Raw genomic sequence first — 21620 nt, 5'->3', positions numbered from 1 at the left:
GGCGGCCGCGTCAACCGCCTTCGGACGGGCTCTGTCTAATCCTCGAAGCTGTCGAGCGCCTTGCGCATGGTTTCCACGAGATCCAGCGCCACCGGCGACGGACTGCGCTGTGCCGGGAAGACGGCGGAGAATTCGAAGTCGATGCGCGGCAGGAAGCGGCGGGCGACCACGCCGCGGGTGGCGAACTCCCGCGCGGTGAAGGGATCGCAGATCGCAACGCCGAGCCCCGAGGAGACCATGCCGCACATGATCTCCGACAAGGTGGTCTCGACCCGGAGCACGCGGCGAACCTCATGCCGATTGAAGACCTGGTCGACGAGATGCCGGCTCGATGATCCCGCCGACAGCGAGATGAACGTCTCGCCCTCGAAATCGCGCGGCTCCAGCACGTCCTTTTCCGCGAGGCGATGGCCGGTTGGCAGCACCGCGACGCGCGCGGGCGCCGGCAGCCGCAGGCTCGGCAGCCCGGAATGGGCGATGGGTACCTCGGCAAAGCCGATGTCGCATTGATTGTTCAGGACCCAGTCGACCACGATCGGCGAGATCACGCCGAAGAAAGCGAGGTTGAGGTTTGGCCGCTCCTGCAGGAAGTGCCCGGCCAGGCGCGGCAGATAGCCATTCGCGAGCGCCGGCAGCGCGGCGATGCGCAGCGAGCCGGTGCGGCGTCCCCGGATTTCCTCGGCCGCGGCCGTGATGCGTTCGAGGCCGACGAAGGAGCGCTCGACCTCGGTATAGAGTGCCATCGCCGCGGCGGTCGGCACCAGGCCGGTGCCGCGCCGCTCGAACAGCTCCATCTTCAACAGGGCCTGGAGGTCACGCAGCAACCGGCTCACCGCAGGCTGCGTCACCACCATCAGCTTCGCAGCCTCCGTGACGCTGCCGGTCAGCATCATCGCGCGGAAGGCCTCGACCTGCCGTGAATTGATCCGCGCCATCTCACCTTCCAATCATAACATTTTGGCATGCAGAGGGTGCCATTATTCATTGGACGATGGAAGTATAGGTCTGCGATCTTTTTCATCAGGGCTGGAGCTAGCCCGCTTTTTCGGCAGATTGGAGGGGTTCAAACCTCCAAATCGCGCCAAATCCCACCGAACAGGGGCCGGAGCCCTGGGCCGGGGAGGGGTTTGCGCGGAAGGAAATGCGGAAGGCGACCCAGCCGGAGATTTGTCGGCACGTCACCTCATTCCGGTATGGAGATCGGTCCACATGACAACTTTTCGCCTTCTGACCGCGGTCAGCATCGCAGCGCTCATTGCCGCCCCGTCGGTCGCCCCGGCCCAGCAGAAAACGCTCTACGTCGCCGGCTATGGCGGCTCGTTCGAGAAGACCATCCGCGACGAGGTGATCCCGGCCTTCGAGAAGGAAAACGGCGTCAAGGTCGAATACGTCGCCGGCAACTCCACCGACACGCTGGCCAAGCTGCAGGCGCAGAAGGGCAACCAGCAGATCGACGTCGCCATCGTCGATGACGGCCCGATGTATCAGGCGATCCAGCTCGGCTTCTGCGGTAAGCTCGACGGCCTGCCTGCCGATCTCTACGACGCCGCGCGCTTCAAGGACGACCGGGCCGTCGCCATCGGCATCGTCGCGACCGGCCTGATGTACAACACCAAGGTGTTCAAGGAAAAAGGCTGGGCGCCGCCGACCTCGTGGAACGATCTGAAGGATGCCAAATACGCCAAGCAGCTGGTGATCCCGCCGATCAACAACACCTACGGGCTGGAAGCGCTGGTGATGCTGTCGAAGATGAACGGCGGCGGCGAGACCAACGTCGATTCCGGCTTCAAGATCTTCAAGGAAGAGATCAATCCGAACGTGCTCGCCTATGAGCCGTCGCCGGGCAAGATGACCGAGCTGTTCCAGTCCGGCCAGGCTGTGATCGCGGTGTGGGGCACCGGCCGCGTGCAGAGCTTTGCCAATACCGGCTTCCCCGTCGACTTCGTCTACCCGAAGGAAGGCGCGGCGACGCTGCTGACGACGGCATGCCCGATCGCCAAGCCGAATGCTTCGCCGCTCGCCTCCAGCTTCGTCAAGATGCTGCTCGACCCGAAGATCCAGCTGGTGATGCTGAAGGATTACGGCTACGGCCCGGTGCTGAAATCGCTGGCGATCCCGCCGGAGCTCGGCAAGATGGCGCCGATCGGCGAGCGCGCGGCCAAGCTCTATAATCCGGACTGGACCGTCATCAACGAGAAGCGCGAGGAGTGGACCAAGCGCTGGAATCGCGAGGTCGAACGCTGACCGGTCGCGGCGGAGACAGCGTCATGGCCTATCTCGAACTCGATCGGGTCGCAAAGCAGTTCGGCGCGCAGACTGTGGTCGAAGACTTCAGCCTGTCGGTGGGGAAGGGGGAGTTCATCTCCTTTCTCGGCCCGTCCGGCTGCGGCAAGACCACGACCTTGCAGATGATCGCGGGCTTCCTCGATCCCACGCGCGGCGCGATCCGCCTCGAGGGCAAGGACCTGACCGCGATCCATCCGGCCAAGCGCGGTCTTGGCATCGTGTTCCAGAGCTACGCGCTGTTCCCGCACATGACAGCGGCGGAAAACGTCGCCTTCGGCCTCGAGATGCGCAACGTGCCGCGCAATGAGCGCGCCGAGCGCGTGCGTGCCGCGCTCGCGATGGTGGGTCTCGCCGGTTACGAGGACCGCCACCCCCGCCGCATGTCCGGCGGCCAGCAGCAACGCGTGGCGCTGGCGCGGGCGCTGGTGATCAAGCCGAGCGTGCTGCTGCTCGACGAGCCGCTGTCGAACCTCGACGCAAAACTGCGCGAGGAGATGCAGATCGAGCTGCGCCAGATCCAGCGCACCATCGGCACCACCACCATCCTCGTGACCCACGACCAGAACGAGGCGATGTCGCTGTCCGACCGCATCGTGGTGATGAGCCAGGGCAAGATCGAGCAGATCGGCACCCCGCAGGAGACCTATGAGCGGCCGGCCTCGGCCTTCGTCTCGCAGTTCTTGGGCAAGACCAATGATTTTGCCGGAACGATCGACCGGACCGTCGCGCCCACGCAACTGTTGGCGGGCTCCTGGCGCGCACCGGCGCCGGCCGGGCTCGGCGGCCCTGTTACCGTCAGCATTCGTCCCGAACGAATCGGCTTCGGCGATGCCGGCCTCAGCGCAAAGATCATCACGCGCATCTTCCAGGGCAATCACTGGCTGTTCCAGTGCGACAGCGAATGCGGCCCGGCGATCGTGATCCGCCAGAATGACGGCCAGGCGCAGCCGGCCGAAGGCGACGCGGTTCGCCTCACCTGGCGTCCCGAGGACATGAGCGTACGCGCGAGGGCCGGCGCATGAGCATGGCCGCCGAGGAGCGCAGCGTACGCGCGCCGTGGGCGCTGACGGCGCCCGCCCTGATGCTGTTCGTCGGCGTGCTGCTGATTCCGCTGGCGATGACGGTGATGCTGTCGTTCCACGATTGGGGTCAGTACAAGGGCATCGAGCCGGTCTTCATCCTCAAGAACTGGCACGAGATCGCGACCGATCCCTATTACGCCGAAATGTTCTGGCGGACGTTCCGCATTGCCATCCTGACCACGCTGCTCACGGCCCTGCTCGGCGCGCCCGAGGCCTACATCCTCAACCGCATGGACGGCCGCTGGAAGAGCTTCTTCCTGCTGGTCATCCTCGGCCCGCTGCTGATCTCCGTCGTCGCGCGCACGCTCGGCTGGGCGCTGCTGTTCGGCGGCAACAACGGCCTCGTCAACAAGCTCCTGATGTCGCTCGGGGTGATGCGTTCCCCCATTCCCTTCATGTTTACCGAGACGGGCATGATCATCGCGCTCGCGCATGTGATGATGCCGTTCATGGTGCTGTCGGTGTGGGCGGCGCTGCAGCGGCTCGATCCGCAGATCGAGAATGCCGCGATGTCGCTCGGTGCCGGACCCGTCACCATCATCCGCCGCATCATCATGCCGCAGATCATGCCGGGCGTGCTATCGGGCGCGATCATCGTGTTCTCGCTCTCGGCCAGCGCCTTTGCGACGCCCGCGATCATCGGCGGCCGCCGGCTCAAGGTCGCGGCGACGCTCGCCTATGACGAATTCCTCAATACGCTGAACTGGCCGCTGGGCGCCGCCGTCGCGACGCTGCTGCTGGTCGCGCTGGTCTTGATCGTCGTCGGCAGCAACGCGCTGATCGAGCGCCGTTACGCGGAGGTGTTCCGATGAGACGGAACGGTCCGCTCGCGCTGATCTTCCATACCATCTTCGTCATCGTCATGGTGGCGCCGATCCTGGTGGTCTGTCTCGTCGCCTTCACGCCCGAAGGCTTTCTGTCGCTGCCGACCAACGGGTTTTCGCTGCGCTGGTTCAGGGCGATCGCGAACTACCCCGAATTCATCCACGCCTTCTGGGTCAGCCTCGGGTTGGGCGCGCTGTCGTCCTTCGTGGCGCTGCTGTTCGCGGTGCCGGCCGCGCTGGCGATCGCGCGCTATCGCTTCCGCGGCCGTGATGCGCTGGCGGCGTTGTTCCTGTCGCCGCTGATGATCCCGCACGTCGTGCTCGGCATCGCTTTCCTGCGCTTCTTCACATCAGTCGGCCTCGGCGGCAGCTTTGCCGCGCTGATCATCGCGCATGTCATCATCGTGTTTCCGTTCGCGCTGCGGCTGACGCTGGCGGCGGCGACCGGCATGGATCGCACGGTCGAGATGGCCGCAGTGTCGCTCGGCGCCGGCGGCTGGACGCTGTTTCGTCGCGTGACCTTGCCGCTGATCCTGCCCGGCGTCATCAGCGGCTGGGCGCTCGCCTTCATCCAGTCCTTCGACGACCTCACCATGACCGTCTTCCTCGCGGCACCCGGCACCGAGACGTTGCCGGTGCGCATGTTCCTTTATATCCAGGACAACATCGATCCGCTGGTGACGTCGGTCTCGGCCTGCGTGATCGCTGTGACCATGACCGCCCTCATTCTGCTCGACCGCTTCTACGGGCTCGACCGCGTGCTCGCAGGCAAGGGCGGCGATACGGGGCGATAGGAGAACCCATGTCAGGAGAATACGACGTCGCCGTCGTCGGCGGCGGACTGCTCGGCTCCGCCATTGCCTGGGGCCTCGGCCGGCTCGGCAAGCGCGTCGCCGTGCTCGACGAAGGCGACATCACCAAGCGCGCCTCGCGCGCGAACTTTGCGCTGGTGTGGGTGCAGAGCAAGGGCCTCGGCATGCCGGCCTATACGGTGTGGACAGTCCAGGCATCGCAGGCATGGGCCCGGCTTGCGTCCGAGCTGAAGCAGCAGACCGGGCTCGATGTTGCCCTTCAGCAGAATGGCGGCTTTCACCTGACGCTCGGCGAGGACGAATTCGGCCAGCGCACCGAGCTCGTCAAGCGCATGCACAATCAGGTCGGCGCCGCCGATTACAAGATGGAGATGCTGCGGCCCTCCGAGATCAAGAAGGCGCTGCCGCTGATCGGGCCCGAGGTCTCCGGCGGCAGCTATTGTCCGCTCGACGGTCACGTCAATTCGCTGCGCACGTTCCGCGCGTTCCATACCGGCTTTGGGGCGTTCGGTATCGATTATCTTCCGGAGCGGCCGGTTTCGGCGATCAGCAAGAGCGGCGGCGAATTCCGCCTGACCACGCCGAAGGGCGAGCTGCGCGCTGCCAAGATCGTGCTCGCCGCCGGCAATGCCAACCAGACGCTCGCGCCGATGGTCGGCCTCCATGCGCCGATGGGTCCGACCCGCGGCCAGGTCGTCGTGACCGAGCGCACCATGCCGTTCCTGCCGCATCCGCTGACCACGATCCGCCAGACCGACGAGGGCACGGTGATGATCGGCGACAGCAAGGAAGACGAGCTCGACGACCGCACGCTGAAACATTCGATCAGTGCCGTCATGACCGATCGTGCCCAGCGCATGTTCCCGCATCTGTCGCGGCTCAACGTGGTCAGGAGCTGGGCCGGCATCCGCGTGATGCCGGAGGACGGCTTTCCGATCTACGACCAGTCGGAGACCCATCCCGGCGCCTTCGTCGCCTGCTGCCATTCCGGCGTGACGCTCGCCTCCAACCACGCTTTCGAGATCGCGCGCATGGTGGCGCAGGGCGCGCTCGAGCCCGAGCTGGTCGGCGCGTTCTCCGCCAGCCGCTTCGGCCGCGCGGGTGCCGCGAACAACAGCGGCTATTAGAGATTCCAAAGGAGCCATGAGGCATCCCATGTTCAAGAGATCCGAACAGGACAAGCGTGCGCAGGTCCAGATCTTCGTCGACGGCGTGGCCGTCGCGGCGCGCCAGGGCGACACTGTCTCCGCTGCGCTGTTGGCGTCCGGTCGCGACGTGCGGCGGTCCACCGCCGTCAGCGGCGCGCCGCGTCTGCCTTACTGCATGATGGGCGTGTGCTTCGACTGCCTCGTCACCATCGACGGCGTCGGCAACCGCCAGGGTTGCCTCGTGCCCGTCGCCGAGGGCATGCAGATCGAAATCCAGAAGGGCAAGCGGGAGATTGGACGATGAGCGTGGCTCCCAAGCGTGAAGACTACGACGTCGTGGTGATCGGCGCCGGTCCGGCCGGGCTTGCTGCTGCGGCGACCTCGGCCGGCGCAGGTCTGACGACGCTGATGCTCGACGAGAACATCGGCCCCGGCGGTCAGGTGTTTCGCGCGATTTCCTCGACGCCCGTGACCGACCGCAACCAGCTCGGTGCGGATTATTGGGTCGGTGCTGATCTCGTGCAGGCGCTGCGCGCGAGCAATGCCGAGGTCATTCATCGCGCCACGGTCTGGAGCCTCGACCGCAATCTCGACATCGCCGTCTCCATCGGCGGCGCCTCCGCCTTCGTTAGGGCGAAGCGCGTGATCCTCGCGACCGGCGCGCTGGAGCGGCCGTTCCCGATTCCCGGCTGGACGGTGCCGGGCGTGATGACCGCCGGCGCGGCGCAGACCATGCTGAAATCATCGGCGCTGGTGCCTGACGGCCGCACCGTGATCGCGGGGCAGGGGCCGCTGCTCTGGCTGCTCGCCGCGCAGATCCTGCGGCTCGGCGGCCGCATCGACCGCATCCTCGACACCACCGGGCGCGGCAATTATTTCGCGGCGCTGCCGCACGCCTTCGCGTTCCTGACCTCGCCTTATTTCGCCAAGGGCCTGTCGATGATGCGCGAGGTCAAGGCCAAGGTGCAGGTCGTCTCCGGTGTCACCGAGCTTGCGGCGGCCGGCGACGGCCAGCTTGCGAGCGTCAGCTATGTCGCGGGCGGCAAGCGCGAGACCATTCCTGCGGATTTGCTTCTGTTGCATCAGGGCGTCGTGCCCAACGTCAATCTGGCGATGGCGGCCGGTGTCGAGCATCGCTGGGATGATCTGCAACTCTGCTGGTCGCCGGTGCTGGATGCGAGCGGCAATTCGTCGGTCGCCGGCATCGCGATCGCCGGTGACGGCGCGGGCATCGGTGGTGCCAATGCCGCCGTGGTCCGCGGTCGCATCGCCGCGCGTGCGGCGGTCGAAGCGCTTGCGCCCGCAGTTGCGGCGAAGCTCCCTGCAATGGCAGCGCTGCGTGCCGATCTCGCCAAGGCCGAACGCGGCCGCGTGTTCCTCGACACGCTGTTCCGGCCCGCGCCGCAGTTCCGCATTCCCTCGGGCGATACCATCGTCTGCCGCTGCGAGGAGGTGACGGCCAAGGACGTCCTCGATTCCGTCGCGATCGGCGCGACCGGGCCGAACCAGCTCAAGGCCTATCGCCGCACCGGCATGGGCCCGTGCCAGGGCCGGCTCTGCGGTCTCACCGTCACCGAGCTGATGGCGCAGGCGCGGGCTAAGACCCCGCAGGAGATCGGCTACTACCGGCTGCGCGCGCCGGTGAAGCCCATCACGCTCGCCGAGCTCGCCGCGGTGCCGAAGAGCGAGGCCGACGTCAAGGCCGTGGTGCGCGGATGACTGTGAATGTGGATGCGATCGTCATTGGCGGCGGCATCCATGGCTGCTCGACCACGCTGCATCTCTGTCTCGCCGGCCTGAAGCCGGTGCTGATCGAGAAGGACTATGCGGGCCGCCACGCCTCCGGCGTCAACGCCGGCGGCGTGCGTCAGCTCATGCGGCACATCCCGGAGATTCCGCTCTCGATCCGGTCGATGGGGATCTGGGAGAAGATCAACGATCTCCTCGACGACGATTGCAGCTTCGAGAGCTACGGCCAGGTGCTGGTCGCCGAGAACGAGGAGGAGCTCGCGGCTTGCCGTGCGCGCGTCGCCGAGCTCAACGCGCTCGGCTTCACCCATGAGGAGCTGATCGACGCGGCTGAATTGCGGCGGTTGGTACCGGCGGTCGCCGAGACCTGTCCCGGCGGCGTGGTCTCGCGCCGCGACGGCGCGGCCAATCCGGCACAGACGACGACGGCGTTCCGCCGCAAGGCCGCGCAGCTCGGCGCTGCCGTGCGCGAGGGCGTCGCCGCCAGCAACATCCGCTACAGCGACGGCCTCTGGCATGTCGATGCCGGCACGGAGACCTTTGCTGCGCCGGTGCTCGTCAATGCCGCCGGCGCCTGGGCCGGCAGGATCGCGGCCGATCTCGGTGAGCCCGTGCCGGTCGAGACCGTGGCGCCGATGCTGATGATTACCTCGCGCGTGCCGCACTTCATCGATCCCGTCGTGATCCTGCGCGGCCGAAAACTGTCCTTCAAGCAGTTCAAGAACGGCACCGTGCTGATCGGCGGCGGCCATCTGGCGACACCCTATCAGGATCGCAACGAGACGGTGCTCGACTGGAAGAGCCTTGCGACCAGCGCGCAGACCGTGTTTGAGCTGTTCCCGGTGATGCGTAGCGCGACGATCGTCCGCGCCTGGGCCGGCATCGAGGCCAAGATGAAGGACGATATTCCCGTGTTCGGGCCGAGCAGCCGCCACAGGGGGCTCTACCACCAGTTCGGCTTCTCGCTGCACGGCTTCCAGCTCGGTCCCGGCGCCGGCGCCGTGATGGCGGAGCTGATCGTCAACGGCGGCACGCAGACCAGAATCGGCGATCTCGGCATTGATCGCTTCCATCCCTCCACGCTCTAAACTCAAGAGGACATCATGAGCATCACCCGCAGCATTCGCACGCCCATTCAGCACCGCGCCGTCGAAGCCAACGGCTTCGTCTTCATCGGCGGCACCATCGCTGACGACATTTCGGGCTCGATGGGCGACCAGACCCGCAACATCCTTGGCAAGATCGCCGGCTACCTGAAGGAAGCCGGCACCGACAAGAGCCGCGTCGTCAGCGCCTCGATCTTCGTGACCGACCTCTCCAAGAAGAACGAGATGGACCCGGTCTGGACCGAGTTCTTTGGCGACAACCTGCCGACCCGCGCCACCGTCGGCGTCGCCGATCTCGGTGGCGCGCTGATCGAGGTGGTGGTCACCGCGCTCAAGGGCTGAGCGCGCTTGCCGACGAAGGGACGACAGCGCCTCTCGCGCGGTCGTCTCCTCGCGCCGCGCCTTGATCTCGCCCTTCGAAGGGAATACTTGGAGGGTTCCTCAACCAGGATCTTCGCAGCCATGGATTTCACCCCAACCGCAATGCCCATCCGCCTTGCTCACGGGGAATTCCATGCCTGCTTCAATCATCCTGTCGAACCTGTCGCTGTCCACGCCTGACGGCCGTTCTCTCCTCTCCAACCTCGATCTGACATTCGCGGCCGAGCGGACCGGTCTCGTCGGCCGCAACGGCGTCGGCAAAACCACGCTGCTTGCCTCGATCTCGGGGCACCATCTTCCCCAGTCAGGACGCGTTCTCGTCAACGGCAGCATCGGCCTGCTGCGCCAGGACGTGCAATTGCCTGCAGGTGCGACCGTGGCCGACCTGTTCGGCATACGGCCGGCGCTGGACTTGCTGCGCCGGGCCGAGCGGGGCGATGCTTCGGTCGACGACATCGCGGAGGTCGACTGGACGCTCGAAGCGCGGCTCGAGGCCGCGCTGGCACGCCTGGGGTTCGATCCGTCGCCCGACACGGAGCTGTCGTGCCTGTCCGGCGGACAGATCACGCGGGTTCGGCTCGCTGCGCTGATCTTCGCCCGGCCGGACTTCCTGTTGCTGGACGAGCCCACCAACAATCTCGACCAGGATGGACGCAAGGCGGTGACCGATCTCCTCGCCGCCTGGCGCGGCGGCGCGATCGTCGTCAGCCACGACCGGAACTTGCTCGAAGCCATGGATGCGATCGTCGAAGTGACGTCGCTGGGCGCAACCCGATATGGCGGCAATTGGACGAGCTACCGCGAGCGGAAGGCCGTCGAGCTCGCGGCCGTCAGGCACGATCTCGCGCATGCCGAGAGGCGTCTTTCGGAGATCGACGGCAAGGCGCAGGAGGCCGCGGAGAAGAAAGCGCGCAAGGACAGCGGCGGGCGGAAGAAGCGAGCCAAGGGCGACATGCCGCGCATTCTCGCCGGCGCGCGCAAGGATCGCAGCGAAGATACCGGCGGCAAGACCGCGCAGATCGCCGAGCGGCAGCGCGCGGAGGCGCGCGAGGCCGTTGACGCCGCGCGCCGCCGCATCGAGATTCTTCAGCCGATGTCGGTGAAGCTGCCCGTGGCGAGCCTGCCGGCGGGCCGGGAGGTGGTCTCGCTCGACGGCGTCAGCGCCGGCTATCAGCCGGAGCGGCCGATCTTGCGCGATCTGTCGTTCTCGATCGTCGGACCCGAGCGGGTCGCCCTGGCGGGGCCGAACGGCTCGGGCAAGACCACGCTGCTGAAGCTGATCGCGGGCGACATGCGGCCGCTCGCCGGCATCGTGCGGGTTCGGCCCGACTTCGCGCTGTTCGACCAGAAGGTCAGCCTGCTCGATCCCGGAATCTCGATCCTCGGGAACTTCCAGCGTCTTAACCAGAAGGCGGGTGCGAATGAATGTCATGCGGCGCTGGCGCGGTTCATGTTTCGCGCAGATGCGGCCTTGCAGATCGTCGGGAGCTTGAGCGGCGGACAGATGTTTCGCGCAGGGCTTGCCTGTGTGCTGGGCGGTTCAGCGCCGCCCTCGCTGCTGATCCTGGACGAGCCGACCAATCATCTCGACATCGAGTCCATCGAAGCGGTCGAAGCGGGCCTGCGGGCCTATGACGGCGCGCTGCTCGTCGTCAGCCATGACGAAGCATTCCTGGAAGCGATCGGGATTGCGCGGCGGATCGATCTTGCCGCCAAGGCGCAGCACAATGGCGGGATCCTCTGATCCCGCGTGGCGATTTGGATATGGCAGTGATTTTCAAAAACCCGACGCCCTGCCCCCAGCGCGTCGGGTGGAAAAAATGAGTATCAATCGGTGATCCCAATCCGATTGTTGTGACGCGTGCCGCATCACTTTGCTACTCCGGGAAACTACCGCGTTGGAACCGGGCTTTGCCTTCCCCGCGCGTGTCTACGAGGCAGCGCTTCCACCCGGCTCCAGTGCTTCGCCGATCTCCAGCGGATGCGCCATGGTCTCGTGCAGCGCCTCGCGGTCGAGCTCGCCTTCGGAGATGCTGATGACGACGCAGGCAACGCCGTTGCCGATCAGGTTGGTCAGCGCGCGGCATTCGCTCATGAACTTGTCGATCCCGACCAGGATCGCGATCGACTGGATCGGAATGTCGGGCACGATCGACAGCGTCGCGGCGAGCGTGATGAAGCCGGCGCCGGTGACGCCCGAAGCGCCCTTCGAGGTGATCATGGCGATGCCCAAAATGCCGAGCTCCTGCCAGATCGTCAGATGGGTGTTGGTCGCCTGCGCCAGGAACAGCGTCGCCAGCGTCATGTAGATGTTGGTGCCGTCGAGGTTGAAGCTGTAGCCGGTCGGGATCACGAGGCCGACCACCGAGCGCGAGGCGCCGAGATGCTCCATCTTCTGGATCATCTGCGGCAGCACCGTCTCCGACGACGAGGTGCCGAGCACGATCAGGAGTTCGTCCTTGATGTAGGCGATGAAGCGCAGGATCGAGAAGCCGGCGAGCCGCGCGATCGCACCCAGGACCACGAGCACGAACAGCATGCTGGTGAGGTAGAACGTGCCGATCAGCGCGGCTAGATTGAGCAGCGAGCCGAGGCCATAGGCGCCTACCGTGAACGCCATCGCACCGAAGGCGCCGATCGGCGCTACGCGCACGATGATGCGGATGATGCCGAAGAACATCTTAGCGGCCTTGTCGATCGCATCCGCAATGGGCTCGCCGGCCTTGCCGAGGAAGGCGATGGCGAAGCCTGATAGAATCGAGATCAACAGCACCTGCAGCAGGTCGCCACGCGCGATCGCGCCGACATAGCTGTCCGGAATGATCGCCATGAGATGGGCGACGATGCCGTCTTCGTGGGCCTTGTTGACGTATGACGCCACCGATTTCGGATCGATGGTGGCAGGATCGATGTTGAAGCCGTGGCCCGGCTGGAGGATTTCGCCGACCAAGAGGCCGACGGCGAGCGCGACGGTCGAGACCGTCTCGAAATAGATCAGCGACTTCAGCCCGACGCGGCCGACGCGCTTGAGGTCGCCCATCGAGGAGATGCCGTGTACGACGGTGCAGAAGATGACGGGCGCGATCATCATCTTGATCAGCGCGATGAAGCCGTCGCCGAGCGGCTTCAGGGCCTTGCCGAGATCAGGATAGAAATAGCCGATCAGCACCCCGAACGCGATGGCGATCAGCACCTGCACATAAAGGATCTTGTACCAGGGCTGATGCCGGCGGTGGATGGCTGGCTGGATCGCGACTTGTGTCATAGGCTGGGCCCTGGAACGCATTGATCTTGCAAAGATTTGAATCTTTGCATCATGTGATGGTCACCGCAGAAGCGACAATCACATTTTTGTCGGATCGCACGACGATCGATCGCTGCACCGCAACTGGGGGGAACATGTCGACTGCAACCGGCTCGGACGAGCAAGCACAGAGCTATTTTCCGCGCTGGACGCTGAAGACCTCGGGCGTGATCATGCCCGAGGAGCGGCTGTCATGGGGCCAGACCGTCGTCTCCGGTCTTCAGCATTGCGTCGCGATGTCCGGCTCGACGATCATCGCGCCGTTGCTGATGGGGTTCGATCCCAATGTAGCGGTCCTGTTCTCCGGCATCGGCACGCTGATCTTCTTCGTGATCGTGGCCGGGCGCGTGCCAAGCTATCTCGGGTCGAGCTTCGCGTTCATCGCCGTCGTCATCGCCGCCACGGGCTATGCCGGACATGGGGCGAACCCCAATATCTCGGTCGCGCTCGGCGGCATCGTCGGAGCCGGCGTGCTCTACGGGGTGATCGCGCTGGTCGTGATGTGGTCGGGGGTCGGCTGGGTCGAGAGGCTGCTGCCGCCGGCCGTCACCGGCGCCGTGGTCGCGGCGATCGGCCTCAACCTCGCGCCCGTGGCGGTCAAGGCGGTGAGCGCCAACGCCTTCGACACGGGGATCGGGCTCGCCACCGTTCTGATCATCGGCGTGGTTGCGGTTGCAGCTCCCGGCCTTTGGCGCCGGCTGCCGATCATCCTCGGCGCGATCGGTGGATACCTCTTGTACCTGCTGTTTGCGAACGGCCTCGGCTTCGGCAAGCCGATCGACTTCGCGCAGCTGAAGGCCGCGCCGTGGATCGGCCTGCCGAACTTCACCGCGCCGACGTTCGAGGCCAATGCCATCTTCCTGATTGCGCCGGTCGCCATCATCCTCGTCGCCGAGAACCTCGGTCACATCAAGGCGGTCGGCGCCATGACGGGCCGGAGCCTGGACGCCTATCTCGGGCGCGCGCTGTTCGCCGACAGCCTGGCGACCATCGTCGCGGCCTGCGGCGGCGGCACCGGGGTCACCACCTATGCCGAGAACATCGGCGTCATGGCGGCGACGAAGGTCTATTCGACATTGCTGTTTGCCTTCGCCGCCATCGTGTCGATCCTGCTCGGCTTCTCGCCGAAATTCGGCGCGCTGATTCTGTCGATCCCGGGGCCGGTCATCGGCGGTCTCTCGATCGTGCTGTTCGGACTGATCGCGGCGATGGCGGGCCGGATCTGGGTCGAGAACAAGGTCGACTTTGCAAATCCTGCAAACCTGATCACCGCCGCCGTGGCGTTGACCGCGGGCGCGGGCGACCTCACGCTCAGATTTGGCGCATTCACGATCGGCGGCATCGGCACCGCAACCTTCGGCGCCATCATCCTCCACCAGATTCTGACCTCGCCGCTGGCGAGCCGCGCGGAGTGAATCCCAGCGATGCGCTGGAGGGATGGAACAAAAACCCCGTTCCATCCATGATGCATGGCATTCCGGAGAGACCCCATGCCGCAACCCAACCTCCCGACTTCCTATCCTTCGCGCCTTGTCGGCCGATACGCGCTGGTGACCGGCGCCTCGCAAGGCATTGGCCGCGCCGTCGCTATCAGGCTCGCCGAGGAGGGCGCCACCGTCGCCATCAACTATTTCGATCACGCCGGGAGGGCCGAGGAGACGCTCGCGCTGGCGCGGACCGCATCGAGCGACCGCGGCCACGGCAGACTCGATCACATCGTCGTCAAGGCCGACGTCAGCAATGAGCGGGACATCGCCGCGATGTTCGAGACCATCCTGGCGCGCTGGAAGCGTCTCGACTGCCTCGTCAACAATGCCGGCTTCCAGCAGGAATCGCCGAGCGAGGCGCTTGACGTCGAAACCTATCGCCGCATCATCGACGTCAACCTGAACGGCGCCGTGCTCTGCGCGCAGAAGGCGCTCGCGCATTTCGTGGCGCGCGGGGGAGGCGGCAGCATCATCAATTGCTCCAGCGTGCACCAGATCATCCCGAAGCCCGGCTATCTCGCCTATTCGATCAGCAAGGGCGGCATGGCCAACCTGACGCGCACGCTGGCGCTGGAGTTCGCCAGCCGGGGCATTCGCGTCAACGCCGTGGGTCCCGGCGCGATCGACACGCCGATCAACGCGGCCTGGACCGGCGATCCAGAAAAGCGCGGCGTCGTCACCAGCCACATTCCGATGGGGCGCGTCGGCACGCCGGAGGAGATCGCCGCCGTGTTCGCCTTCCTCGCTTCGGACGATGCGAGCTACATCACCGGACAGACCCTCTATGCCTGCGGAGGCCTGACGCTGTTTCCGGAGTTTCGCGAGAACTGGGCGAGCTAGCAGTCTGCTGAAAAACCGGCAAATTCGTTGCTGATTGGCGTTTGGGTTGGACCTTGGTCGGAAGTTTGATGTCGGAGCGGCGATTGCCTCTCCGATCGGCGACCTCAACCTGCGACGAGCTTGGGTATCCGGACGAGGTTGTAGGCAATCAGATTGAGCAGGAAGTCGGCGGCGACGCGAGCGATGCCCCGATGTTTGGTCTTGCGCATGGTGCCATGCTGCTTGCCCCATCCGAAGATGCACTCGACCATCGCCCGCCGTGACTGGGACATGCTGTAGCCCGGGTGCCGCGTTGTGCGCTCGTCGATGGCGCTGTTGCGGGTCTTGCCGGTTTTGGTGACGGCCTGGTTCTGGGTCACATGCGGCGTCACGCCGATGGCACGAAGATTGTCGACATGCTCGGCCGTATCGTACGCCTTGTCCTCACCGGCGGTGATGCGGCGGCCTGCGGCTTTGCGTCTCGCCTTCAGCATCGCCTCTGAAGCCCGGCGTTCGGCGGTACCATTGGCATGCGTGACCTTGCCGGCTACCGCCAGCCCGTGCCGGTTCTCCATGGTGGCGTGGCCCATATAGCAAAGCCTGGCCTCTCGCCCGGCCGCCTTGCGATAGAGCCGGCTGTCAGGGTCGCTGGTGCTCGCATGGGTGTCGTTCTTGCGCTTCTGGCCATGGAAGTTGGCGCCGTCATCATCGTCGCCGCTGCCGTCCTTGGGGCGAAAGCTCTTCTGTGAAGCCCAGGCCTCGATCAGCGTGCCATCCACCGAGAAGTGCTCGCTCGACAACAGGGGCTTCACATCCGGATGGTTCAGAAGCTTCGCCATGAACTTGGCGAACACCTCGCCGTTCTCCAACCGGGCACGGTTCTTCGTAAACGTTGTCGGGTCCCAGACCGGATCATCCGGCGAAAGCCCCACGAACCAACGATACAGCAAATTATAGTCCAGCTGTTCCATCAGCTGTCGTTCCGAGCGGATGCCATAAAAGGCCTGCAGCAGCAGAGCACTCAACAACTGCTCGGGCGGGATCGAAGGACGACCTTCCTTCGAATACAGCCCGCTCAATGTCCGGTTCAGATCGCTCAGAACGGCACGTACAAGATCTCGTATCTTGCGCAACGGGTGGTCCTTCGGAACCAGCGCCTCAGGCAAAACATACGAGAACAGTCCACCCTGATCCTCGAACTTGCCACGCATCCCCAGCCTCCGAGATCCAATGCAAATCAGTGAATCACGAAACTCCGACAAAAACGATAGTTTTTCAGCAGACTGCTAGCGCTTGGCCGGGACTTCCTGCGGCGGCTCGTCGTCGGCAATGGCGCGCCAGGCGGCGCCGTCGAGATCGTCGTACTGGCCGCTCTTGAGCGACCACAGGAAAGCGACGAGGCCGGCGCCGCCGAGCATCAAGGCCAGCGGGACCAGGATGACCAGGATCTCCATCACACGATCTCCCGCGAGGACGTGCGCGCACGCAGCGAATTCAGCATGACCAGGATCGAGGATCCGCTCATGGCGGCCGCCGCGATCAGCGGCGTCACGATGCCACTGATCGCAACCGGCACCGCGAGCACATTGTAGCCGATGGCGAGCCAAAGGTTTTGCCGCATCAGGTGCAGCGCCTTGCGCGAAGCGTCGATGGCGGCAACCACCGGGGCGAGCGGCCGGCCGAGGAAGACGAGGTCGGCGGTGGCCTGGCTGAGATGCGCAGCCGAGATCGGCGACATTGAGACATGGGCCGCCGCCAGCGACGGCGCGTCGTTCATGCCGTCGCCGACCATCAGCACCTTGGCGCCGCGCTGCTTCAGTTCCTCGATCCGCGCGATCTTGTCGGCCGGCGTGACGCCGGCGCGCCATTCGGGAATTTCAAGCGCTTCGGCCGCCGCCCTCACGGCCGGCTCGCGATCGCCGGAGAGGATCTCGATGCCGATATTGCGCGCCTTCAGCGCCGCGATCACAACCTTGGCATCCGGCCGCAGGCCCTGGCGGACCGAGAGGACGAACCGCTCACTGCCTCTGCTGAATGCGACGATGGAGGCCTCGGGATCGACGAGAGTGCTGCCGATCAGCGCCTCCGCACCGCAGAAGGAGGGGCGGCCAAGGCGGAGCTCGACGCCGTCCACGGTCGCGCGGACGCCCTGACCGGCCTCTTCGACCGCACCGACAACGGGCGATTTGGCGCCGGCAGCCTGCGCCACGGCGGCGGCAACCGGATGATGGCTCGACAGTGCGAGCCGGCCGGCGACCTCGAAGATGTCGGCGGGGATATCGGCGGCATTCATCACTTCGAGATCGGGCAGCGTCAGCGTGCCGGTCTTGTCGAAGATGACATGGTCCGCCTCGGCCAGCCGCTCGATCGCGTCGCCGGAATTGAGTAGCACGCCGGACTTGAACATCGCGCCGGAGGCGATGGTCTGCACGGTCGGAATGGCGAGGCCCAGCGCGCACGGGCAGGTAATGATCAGCACGGCGACGCCCGTCACGATCGCATCATGCCAGCTCGCGCCGGCGATGACCCAGCCAAGGATGGTCAGAAGCGCGGTCGCATGCACCACCGGCGCATAAAGCCGCGAGGCGCGGTCGGCCAGCCGCATGTAGCGCGAGCGCGCCTGCAACGCGTTGTCGAGCAGCCGGGTGATCTCAGCCAGCAAGGTCGCCTCGGATGCCGCCGAGACCCGCACCCGTAGCGTGCCGGAGATATTCATCGAGCCCGCATAGACCGGCGTACCCTGCTCGGCCGTGACGTAGAGCGTCTCGCCGGTGATCAGGCTCTGGTCGATCTCCGAACGCCCCTCGATCACGGTGCCGTCGACCGCGCAACGCTCGCCGGGCCTGAGCAGCACGATGTCGCCGGGATGGATCGCGGCCACCGGCACCTGCGAGATCTCGTCGGGACCGACGAACTTGGCCGCCGTCTCCGCCTTCAGCGCGGCGAGATTGCCGGCGACCGCGCGGGTCCGCCGTCGCATGTTCTGGTCGAGGAAGCGGCCGACCAGCAGGAAAGTCAGCAGCATGATCGCCGCGTCGAAATAGGCGTGCTCGGCGTGGTGGATGGTCTCGACCACCGACATGCCGAGCGCCAGGATCACGCCGATCGAGATCGGCACGTCCATGTTGGTCGTCTTGGCCGACAGCGCGCGCCAGGCCGAGCGGAAGAACGGCTGGCCGGCATAGGCGGCCGCCGGCAGCGCGATCAGCGCCGAGAGCCAGTGAAAGAAGTCACGCTGCTCGGGCAGCATGTCCGAGACGTTGCCCGACCACACCGGGATCGACAGCATCATCACGTTCATAGTGGCGAAGGCGGCGACGCCGAGGCAGCGCAGCAGGAAGCGCGATTCGGCGACCTCCGCCACTTCAGCGCTTTCGGTTTCGAACGGATAGGCCTTGTAGCCGAGCTCTTCGAGCCGGTCGATGAAGCGGCCGGGGTCGAGTGTGCCCGCCTTCCATTCCAGCGCGACGCGGCGGTCGGTGAGATTGACGCGCGCCAGCGTGACGTCGGGGATGGCGGACAGGCCGCGCTCGATCTTGGCCATGCAGCCGGCGCAGTGAACGCCTTCGACCGCGAGATCGATGTGCTGGACGCCCTCGCCCGCTTCGCGAACGTAGTGAGAGAAATCGCGCGTGACCTGCATGACAAAATCCTTCAGTTCAGGATCACGCGGTTGCGCGACAGGAACACGCGCGTGCCCCGCGCCTCGCCCTCGATCACCAGGTCCCACTGGCCCGGCGCGACGGATGCGGCATCGCCGCGATAGAGGCCGATGCCGGCCTCGGTGAGCTCGACGGCGAGATCGGCGCGCTTGTCGGTCGGCCGCTCCAGCCGTCCGCCGAATTTCAGTCCGGAGATCGGCTGGCCGCCGGCATCGCGCGCCTCGACCTGGACCACGGCGCTGCCGTCGTTGCGGCGCTCGATATGGGCGTTGACCTTCCATTTGCGCGCGGCCTGGTCCTGCGCCGCCGAGATCTCGCGGTCGTAGGTCAGGCCGGCGGCATAGGGGCTGTCGACCTCGGTGCCGGGCAGCGTCGCGATCGCGAGCTTCATCATCGTGACGTTGACGCCGATCACGAGGCCGAAGAAGGCGAGCAGCATCAGGAAGACCTTGGTTCCGGTCAGCGGCTTGGATGACATGATGCTCTCCTGGACTTACGGCGCGACGAAATTGTCGGTGGCGCTCGCGGCGACGCCCAGCCCGATGTCCATGACGTGGAAGCGGACCGGAATCGACTTCTCCGGATTGTTTTCAGCCGGCGCGGTGACGAGCAGCCGCAGCTCGCTGGTGGAGTCGCGCGGGATCACGATGATCGGCCGGTCCGGCGTCACCGAATCGGCGCCGACGACGTGCATCGTCGGGTTGATCGGTCCCTCCACGTCGATGGCGATGGCGCGATCGTAGCCGCTCTTGTTCAGCAGCCGCACCGTGTAGGCGTTGCGGATCGAGCCGTCGCTGAGCTTGACCGCGACCGGGTTGCGGTCATGCAGCACGTTGACGTCGAGCAGGCTGCGGGTTGCGAGCATGTAGACCATGAAGCCGCCAATCGCGGCGATGATCGCGCTGTAGACGATGGTGCGCGGCCGGACGATCCGGTAGATCGGCGCCTTGCCTTCCTGGCGGCGATGGATGTTGATGTCGTTGTCGTAGCCGATCAGCCGCTTCGGACGGCCGATCTTGGCCATCACGTTGTCGCAAGCGTCGATGCAGAGGCCGCACTGGATGCATTCCATCTGCGGTCCGTTGCGGATGTCGATGCCGGTCGGGCAGACCGCGACGCATTGGTAGCAATCGACGCAGTCGCCGACCTGCTGGCCGAGCGCGCGCAGCTCGGCGGCCTTCTTGACCGAGGTGCGCTTCTCGCCGCGGTCGTAGCGATAGGTGACGTTGAGCGCCCATTCGTCGGTGAGCGCGGCCTGGATGCGCGGCCACGGGCACATGTAGGTGCAGACCTGCTCGCGCATGTAGCCGGCGAGGACGTAGGTCGTCGCGGTGAGGATGCCGATCCAGATATAGGCGATCATCGGCCCCTGGAAGGTGACGAGCTCCTTCACCAGGGTCGGCGCGTCGTTGAAGTAGAGCACCCAGGCGCCGCCGGTCCACCAGGCGATCATGAGCCAGATCGAATGCTTGAGCACGATCTCGGATATCCGCTCGAGCTTCAGCGGATCGGACGATTTGTCCTTCTTCATCCGCTCGCGGCGGTCACCCTCGATCAGGCGCTCGACGGCATAGAACACGTCGGTCCACACCGTCTGCGGACAGAGATAGCCGCACCAGATGCGGCCGCCGACCGAGTTCATCAGGAACAGCGCCACCGCGGCCACGATCAGCAGGCCGGTAAAGTAGTAGACCTCCTGCGGCCACAGCTCGATGAAGAAGAAGTAGAAGCGACTGTTGGGAAGATCGATCAGCACCGCCTGGCTGGGGGCACCGAGGCCGCGGTTCCAGCGCACGAACGGCAGGAAGTAGTAGACGCCGAGGCAGACCGCCATCAGGCCCCACTTGATCCGGCGAAACGTGCCGGAGACGCTCTGGGGATAGACCTTCTTGCGGGCCGCATAGAGCGGCCCGACGTCGCCGGCAGGCTTGAGCTCGTTCGGGTTGACGGTCTTGTTCATCGCTTGGAACTTCTAAAAAGAGGTGCGATTAAACCTAGACCCGACACCGCCGCGCCAGTTGATCCAGCTCAAACGGGGGCACTTTTGTTCACCCCCGTTTGAAGCCTTTGAGCCGCGGATCTGCTACTTTCCGCCGCCGAGCGAGTGGACGTAGACCGCCATCGCCTTGATGGTGGCGGGATCGAGCCGCCCTTCCCAGGCCGGCATGACGCCGGCGCGGCCTTGGCTGATGGTCTCGATCAGAGCCGCTTCGTCGGAGCCATAGAGCCAGATCTTGTCGGTCAGGTTCGGTGCACCCATCTCCTGGTTGCCCTTGCCGCCGTCGCCGTGGCAGGCAACGCAGTTTTCCGCGAAGATCTTCTCACCCTTGGCCTTGTCGAAGCCCTGGCGGGTCGGCAGGCCCGACAGCGACCGCACGTAATTGGCGACCGTGACGATCTCGTCCGGCTTCAGCACGCCGTCCTTGCCGAAGGCGAGCATCTGGCCCTCATGCGTCTTGGCATGACCGGAGCGCGCGCCGAACTGGATGGTCTGCATGATCTGGTCGAGCGTGCCGCCCCACAGCCAGTCGTCGTCGTTCAGGTTCGGATAGCCCTTGGCGCCGGCGGCGCCGGAGCCGTGGCACGGCGCGCAATTGTCGCCGAACACGGTCTTGCCCTTGGCACGGGCGAGCGCCAGCAAGGCCGGGTCCTTCTCGATGTCGGCGAGCGAAGCGGTACCCAGCGCCGCCATCTTGTCACCGCGGATCTTCTCGAGGTTGGCGAGCTCGACCGCGACGTCGGCGCGCGAGGAGTAGCCGAACATGCCCGTGGTGTTGCTGGAGATCAGCGGCCAGGCCGGATAGACGACCCAGTAGGCGATTGCCCAGACGATGGTGAGGTAGAAGGTGATCACCCACCAGCGTGGCAGCGGTGTGTTGAGCTCCTTGATGCCGTCCCACTCGTGCCCGGTCGTGGACTTGCCGGAGACGGAATCGATGTCGCTATGATGGTCGGTCATG

Annotated in this window: 20 protein-coding genes; 12 read left to right on the top strand and 8 right to left on the bottom strand. The window is 65.6% G+C overall.

Features of this window, described 5'->3' with window-relative positions; all coding sequences use genetic code 11:
* Positions 1 to 35: 35 nt before the first annotated feature.
* A complete protein-coding gene (locus TSA1_RS07890) occupies positions 36 to 935 on the bottom strand; it encodes a LysR substrate-binding domain-containing protein (protein ID WP_100175864.1) in 900 nt (299 codons plus the stop codon).
* Positions 936 to 1209: 274 nt separating this feature from the next.
* Here TSA1_RS07890 and TSA1_RS07885 point away from each other — a divergent pair, with 274 nt between their 5' ends.
* From TSA1_RS07885 to TSA1_RS07835, 10 genes are all read left to right on the top strand, one after another.
* Complete coding sequence (locus tag TSA1_RS07885; RefSeq protein WP_100175863.1) at positions 1210 to 2244, top strand: ABC transporter substrate-binding protein; 1035 nt, start codon at positions 1210 to 1212, stop codon at positions 2242 to 2244.
* Positions 2245 to 2267: 23 nt separating this feature from the next.
* Positions 2268 to 3308 (top strand): ABC transporter ATP-binding protein, encoded by a 1041-nt coding sequence (locus tag TSA1_RS07880; RefSeq protein ID WP_174718807.1) that lies wholly within the window; start codon positions 2268 to 2270, stop codon positions 3306 to 3308.
* Complete coding sequence (locus TSA1_RS07875; RefSeq protein WP_100175861.1) at positions 3305 to 4180, top strand: ABC transporter permease; 876 nt, start codon at positions 3305 to 3307, stop codon at positions 4178 to 4180. The genes TSA1_RS07880 and TSA1_RS07875 overlap by 4 nt, the downstream gene beginning before the upstream one ends.
* Positions 4177 to 4986: an ABC transporter permease gene (locus tag TSA1_RS07870; RefSeq protein WP_100175860.1), complete on the top strand. Its 810-nt coding sequence runs from the start codon at positions 4177 to 4179 to the stop codon at positions 4984 to 4986. The genes TSA1_RS07875 and TSA1_RS07870 overlap by 4 nt, the downstream gene beginning before the upstream one ends.
* A gap of 8 nt (positions 4987 to 4994) precedes the next feature.
* Complete coding sequence (locus TSA1_RS07865; protein ID WP_100175859.1) at positions 4995 to 6131, top strand: NAD(P)/FAD-dependent oxidoreductase; 1137 nt, start codon at positions 4995 to 4997, stop codon at positions 6129 to 6131.
* A gap of 28 nt (positions 6132 to 6159) precedes the next feature.
* Entirely contained in the window at positions 6160 to 6456 is a 297-nt protein-coding gene (locus TSA1_RS07860; protein ID WP_100175858.1) for a (2Fe-2S)-binding protein, read from the top strand.
* Positions 6453 to 7871 (top strand): FAD/NAD(P)-dependent oxidoreductase, encoded by a 1419-nt coding sequence (locus TSA1_RS07855; RefSeq protein ID WP_100175857.1) that lies wholly within the window; start codon positions 6453 to 6455, stop codon positions 7869 to 7871. The genes TSA1_RS07860 and TSA1_RS07855 overlap by 4 nt, the downstream gene beginning before the upstream one ends.
* Entirely contained in the window at positions 7868 to 8989 is a 1122-nt protein-coding gene (locus tag TSA1_RS07850) for an NAD(P)/FAD-dependent oxidoreductase (protein ID WP_100175856.1), read from the top strand. Before TSA1_RS07855 ends, TSA1_RS07850 begins: the two co-directional genes overlap by 4 nt.
* A 15-nt stretch (positions 8990 to 9004) precedes the next feature.
* Positions 9005 to 9349, top strand: a complete 345-nt coding sequence (locus tag TSA1_RS07845) for a RidA family protein (protein ID WP_100175855.1) — start codon at positions 9005 to 9007, stop codon at positions 9347 to 9349.
* 172 nt (positions 9350 to 9521) lie between these two features.
* On the top strand, positions 9522 to 11132 hold the full coding sequence (locus TSA1_RS07835; RefSeq protein ID WP_100175853.1) for an ABC-F family ATP-binding cassette domain-containing protein: 1611 nt from the start codon (positions 9522 to 9524) through the stop codon (positions 11130 to 11132).
* A gap of 186 nt (positions 11133 to 11318) precedes the next feature.
* On the opposite strand, the gene TSA1_RS07830 is transcribed toward TSA1_RS07835, so the two are convergent.
* On the bottom strand, positions 11319 to 12653 hold the full coding sequence (locus tag TSA1_RS07830) for a dicarboxylate/amino acid:cation symporter (protein ID WP_100175852.1): 1335 nt from the start codon (positions 12651 to 12653) through the stop codon (positions 11319 to 11321).
* Between the two features lie 134 nt (positions 12654 to 12787).
* Here TSA1_RS07830 and TSA1_RS07825 point away from each other — a divergent pair, with 134 nt between their 5' ends.
* Both TSA1_RS07825 and TSA1_RS07820 read left to right on the top strand, forming a co-directional pair.
* Complete coding sequence (locus TSA1_RS07825) at positions 12788 to 14107, top strand: solute carrier family 23 protein (RefSeq protein WP_100175851.1); 1320 nt, start codon at positions 12788 to 12790, stop codon at positions 14105 to 14107.
* Positions 14108 to 14182: 75 nt separating this feature from the next.
* Positions 14183 to 15019, top strand: a complete 837-nt coding sequence (locus TSA1_RS07820; RefSeq protein ID WP_100175850.1) for an SDR family oxidoreductase — start codon at positions 14183 to 14185, stop codon at positions 15017 to 15019.
* Positions 15020 to 15123: 104 nt separating this feature from the next.
* Here TSA1_RS07820 and TSA1_RS07815 read toward each other — a convergent pair whose 3' ends face one another.
* From TSA1_RS07815 to ccoP, 6 genes are all read right to left on the bottom strand, one after another.
* A complete protein-coding gene (locus TSA1_RS07815; protein ID WP_100174552.1) occupies positions 15124 to 16209 on the bottom strand; it encodes an IS5 family transposase in 1086 nt (361 codons plus the stop codon).
* 75 nt (positions 16210 to 16284) lie between these two features.
* Positions 16285 to 16452, bottom strand: a complete 168-nt coding sequence (gene ccoS / locus TSA1_RS07810; RefSeq protein WP_100175849.1) for a cbb3-type cytochrome oxidase assembly protein CcoS — start codon at positions 16450 to 16452, stop codon at positions 16285 to 16287.
* The gene (locus tag TSA1_RS07805; protein ID WP_100175848.1) at positions 16452 to 18641 is read right to left on the bottom strand and encodes a cation-translocating P-type ATPase; all 2190 of its coding nucleotides are present in this window, start codon (positions 18639 to 18641) and stop codon (positions 16452 to 16454) included. The genes ccoS and TSA1_RS07805 overlap by 1 nt, the downstream gene beginning before the upstream one ends.
* A gap of 11 nt (positions 18642 to 18652) precedes the next feature.
* Positions 18653 to 19138, bottom strand: a complete 486-nt coding sequence (locus tag TSA1_RS07800; protein ID WP_100175847.1) for a FixH family protein — start codon at positions 19136 to 19138, stop codon at positions 18653 to 18655.
* Between the two features lie 15 nt (positions 19139 to 19153).
* The gene (gene ccoG, locus TSA1_RS07795; RefSeq protein ID WP_100175846.1) at positions 19154 to 20620 is read right to left on the bottom strand and encodes a cytochrome c oxidase accessory protein CcoG; all 1467 of its coding nucleotides are present in this window, start codon (positions 20618 to 20620) and stop codon (positions 19154 to 19156) included.
* A gap of 123 nt (positions 20621 to 20743) precedes the next feature.
* Positions 20744 to 21619, bottom strand: a complete 876-nt coding sequence (gene ccoP / locus TSA1_RS07790) for a cytochrome-c oxidase, cbb3-type subunit III (protein ID WP_100175845.1) — start codon at positions 21617 to 21619, stop codon at positions 20744 to 20746.
* Position 21620: the final 1 nt, after the last annotated feature.

The organism is Bradyrhizobium nitroreducens (assembly GCF_002776695.1).
GTDB classification, from domain to species: domain Bacteria; phylum Pseudomonadota; class Alphaproteobacteria; order Rhizobiales; family Xanthobacteraceae; genus Bradyrhizobium; species Bradyrhizobium nitroreducens.
This window is presented reverse-complemented; position numbering and strand designations above follow the sequence as displayed.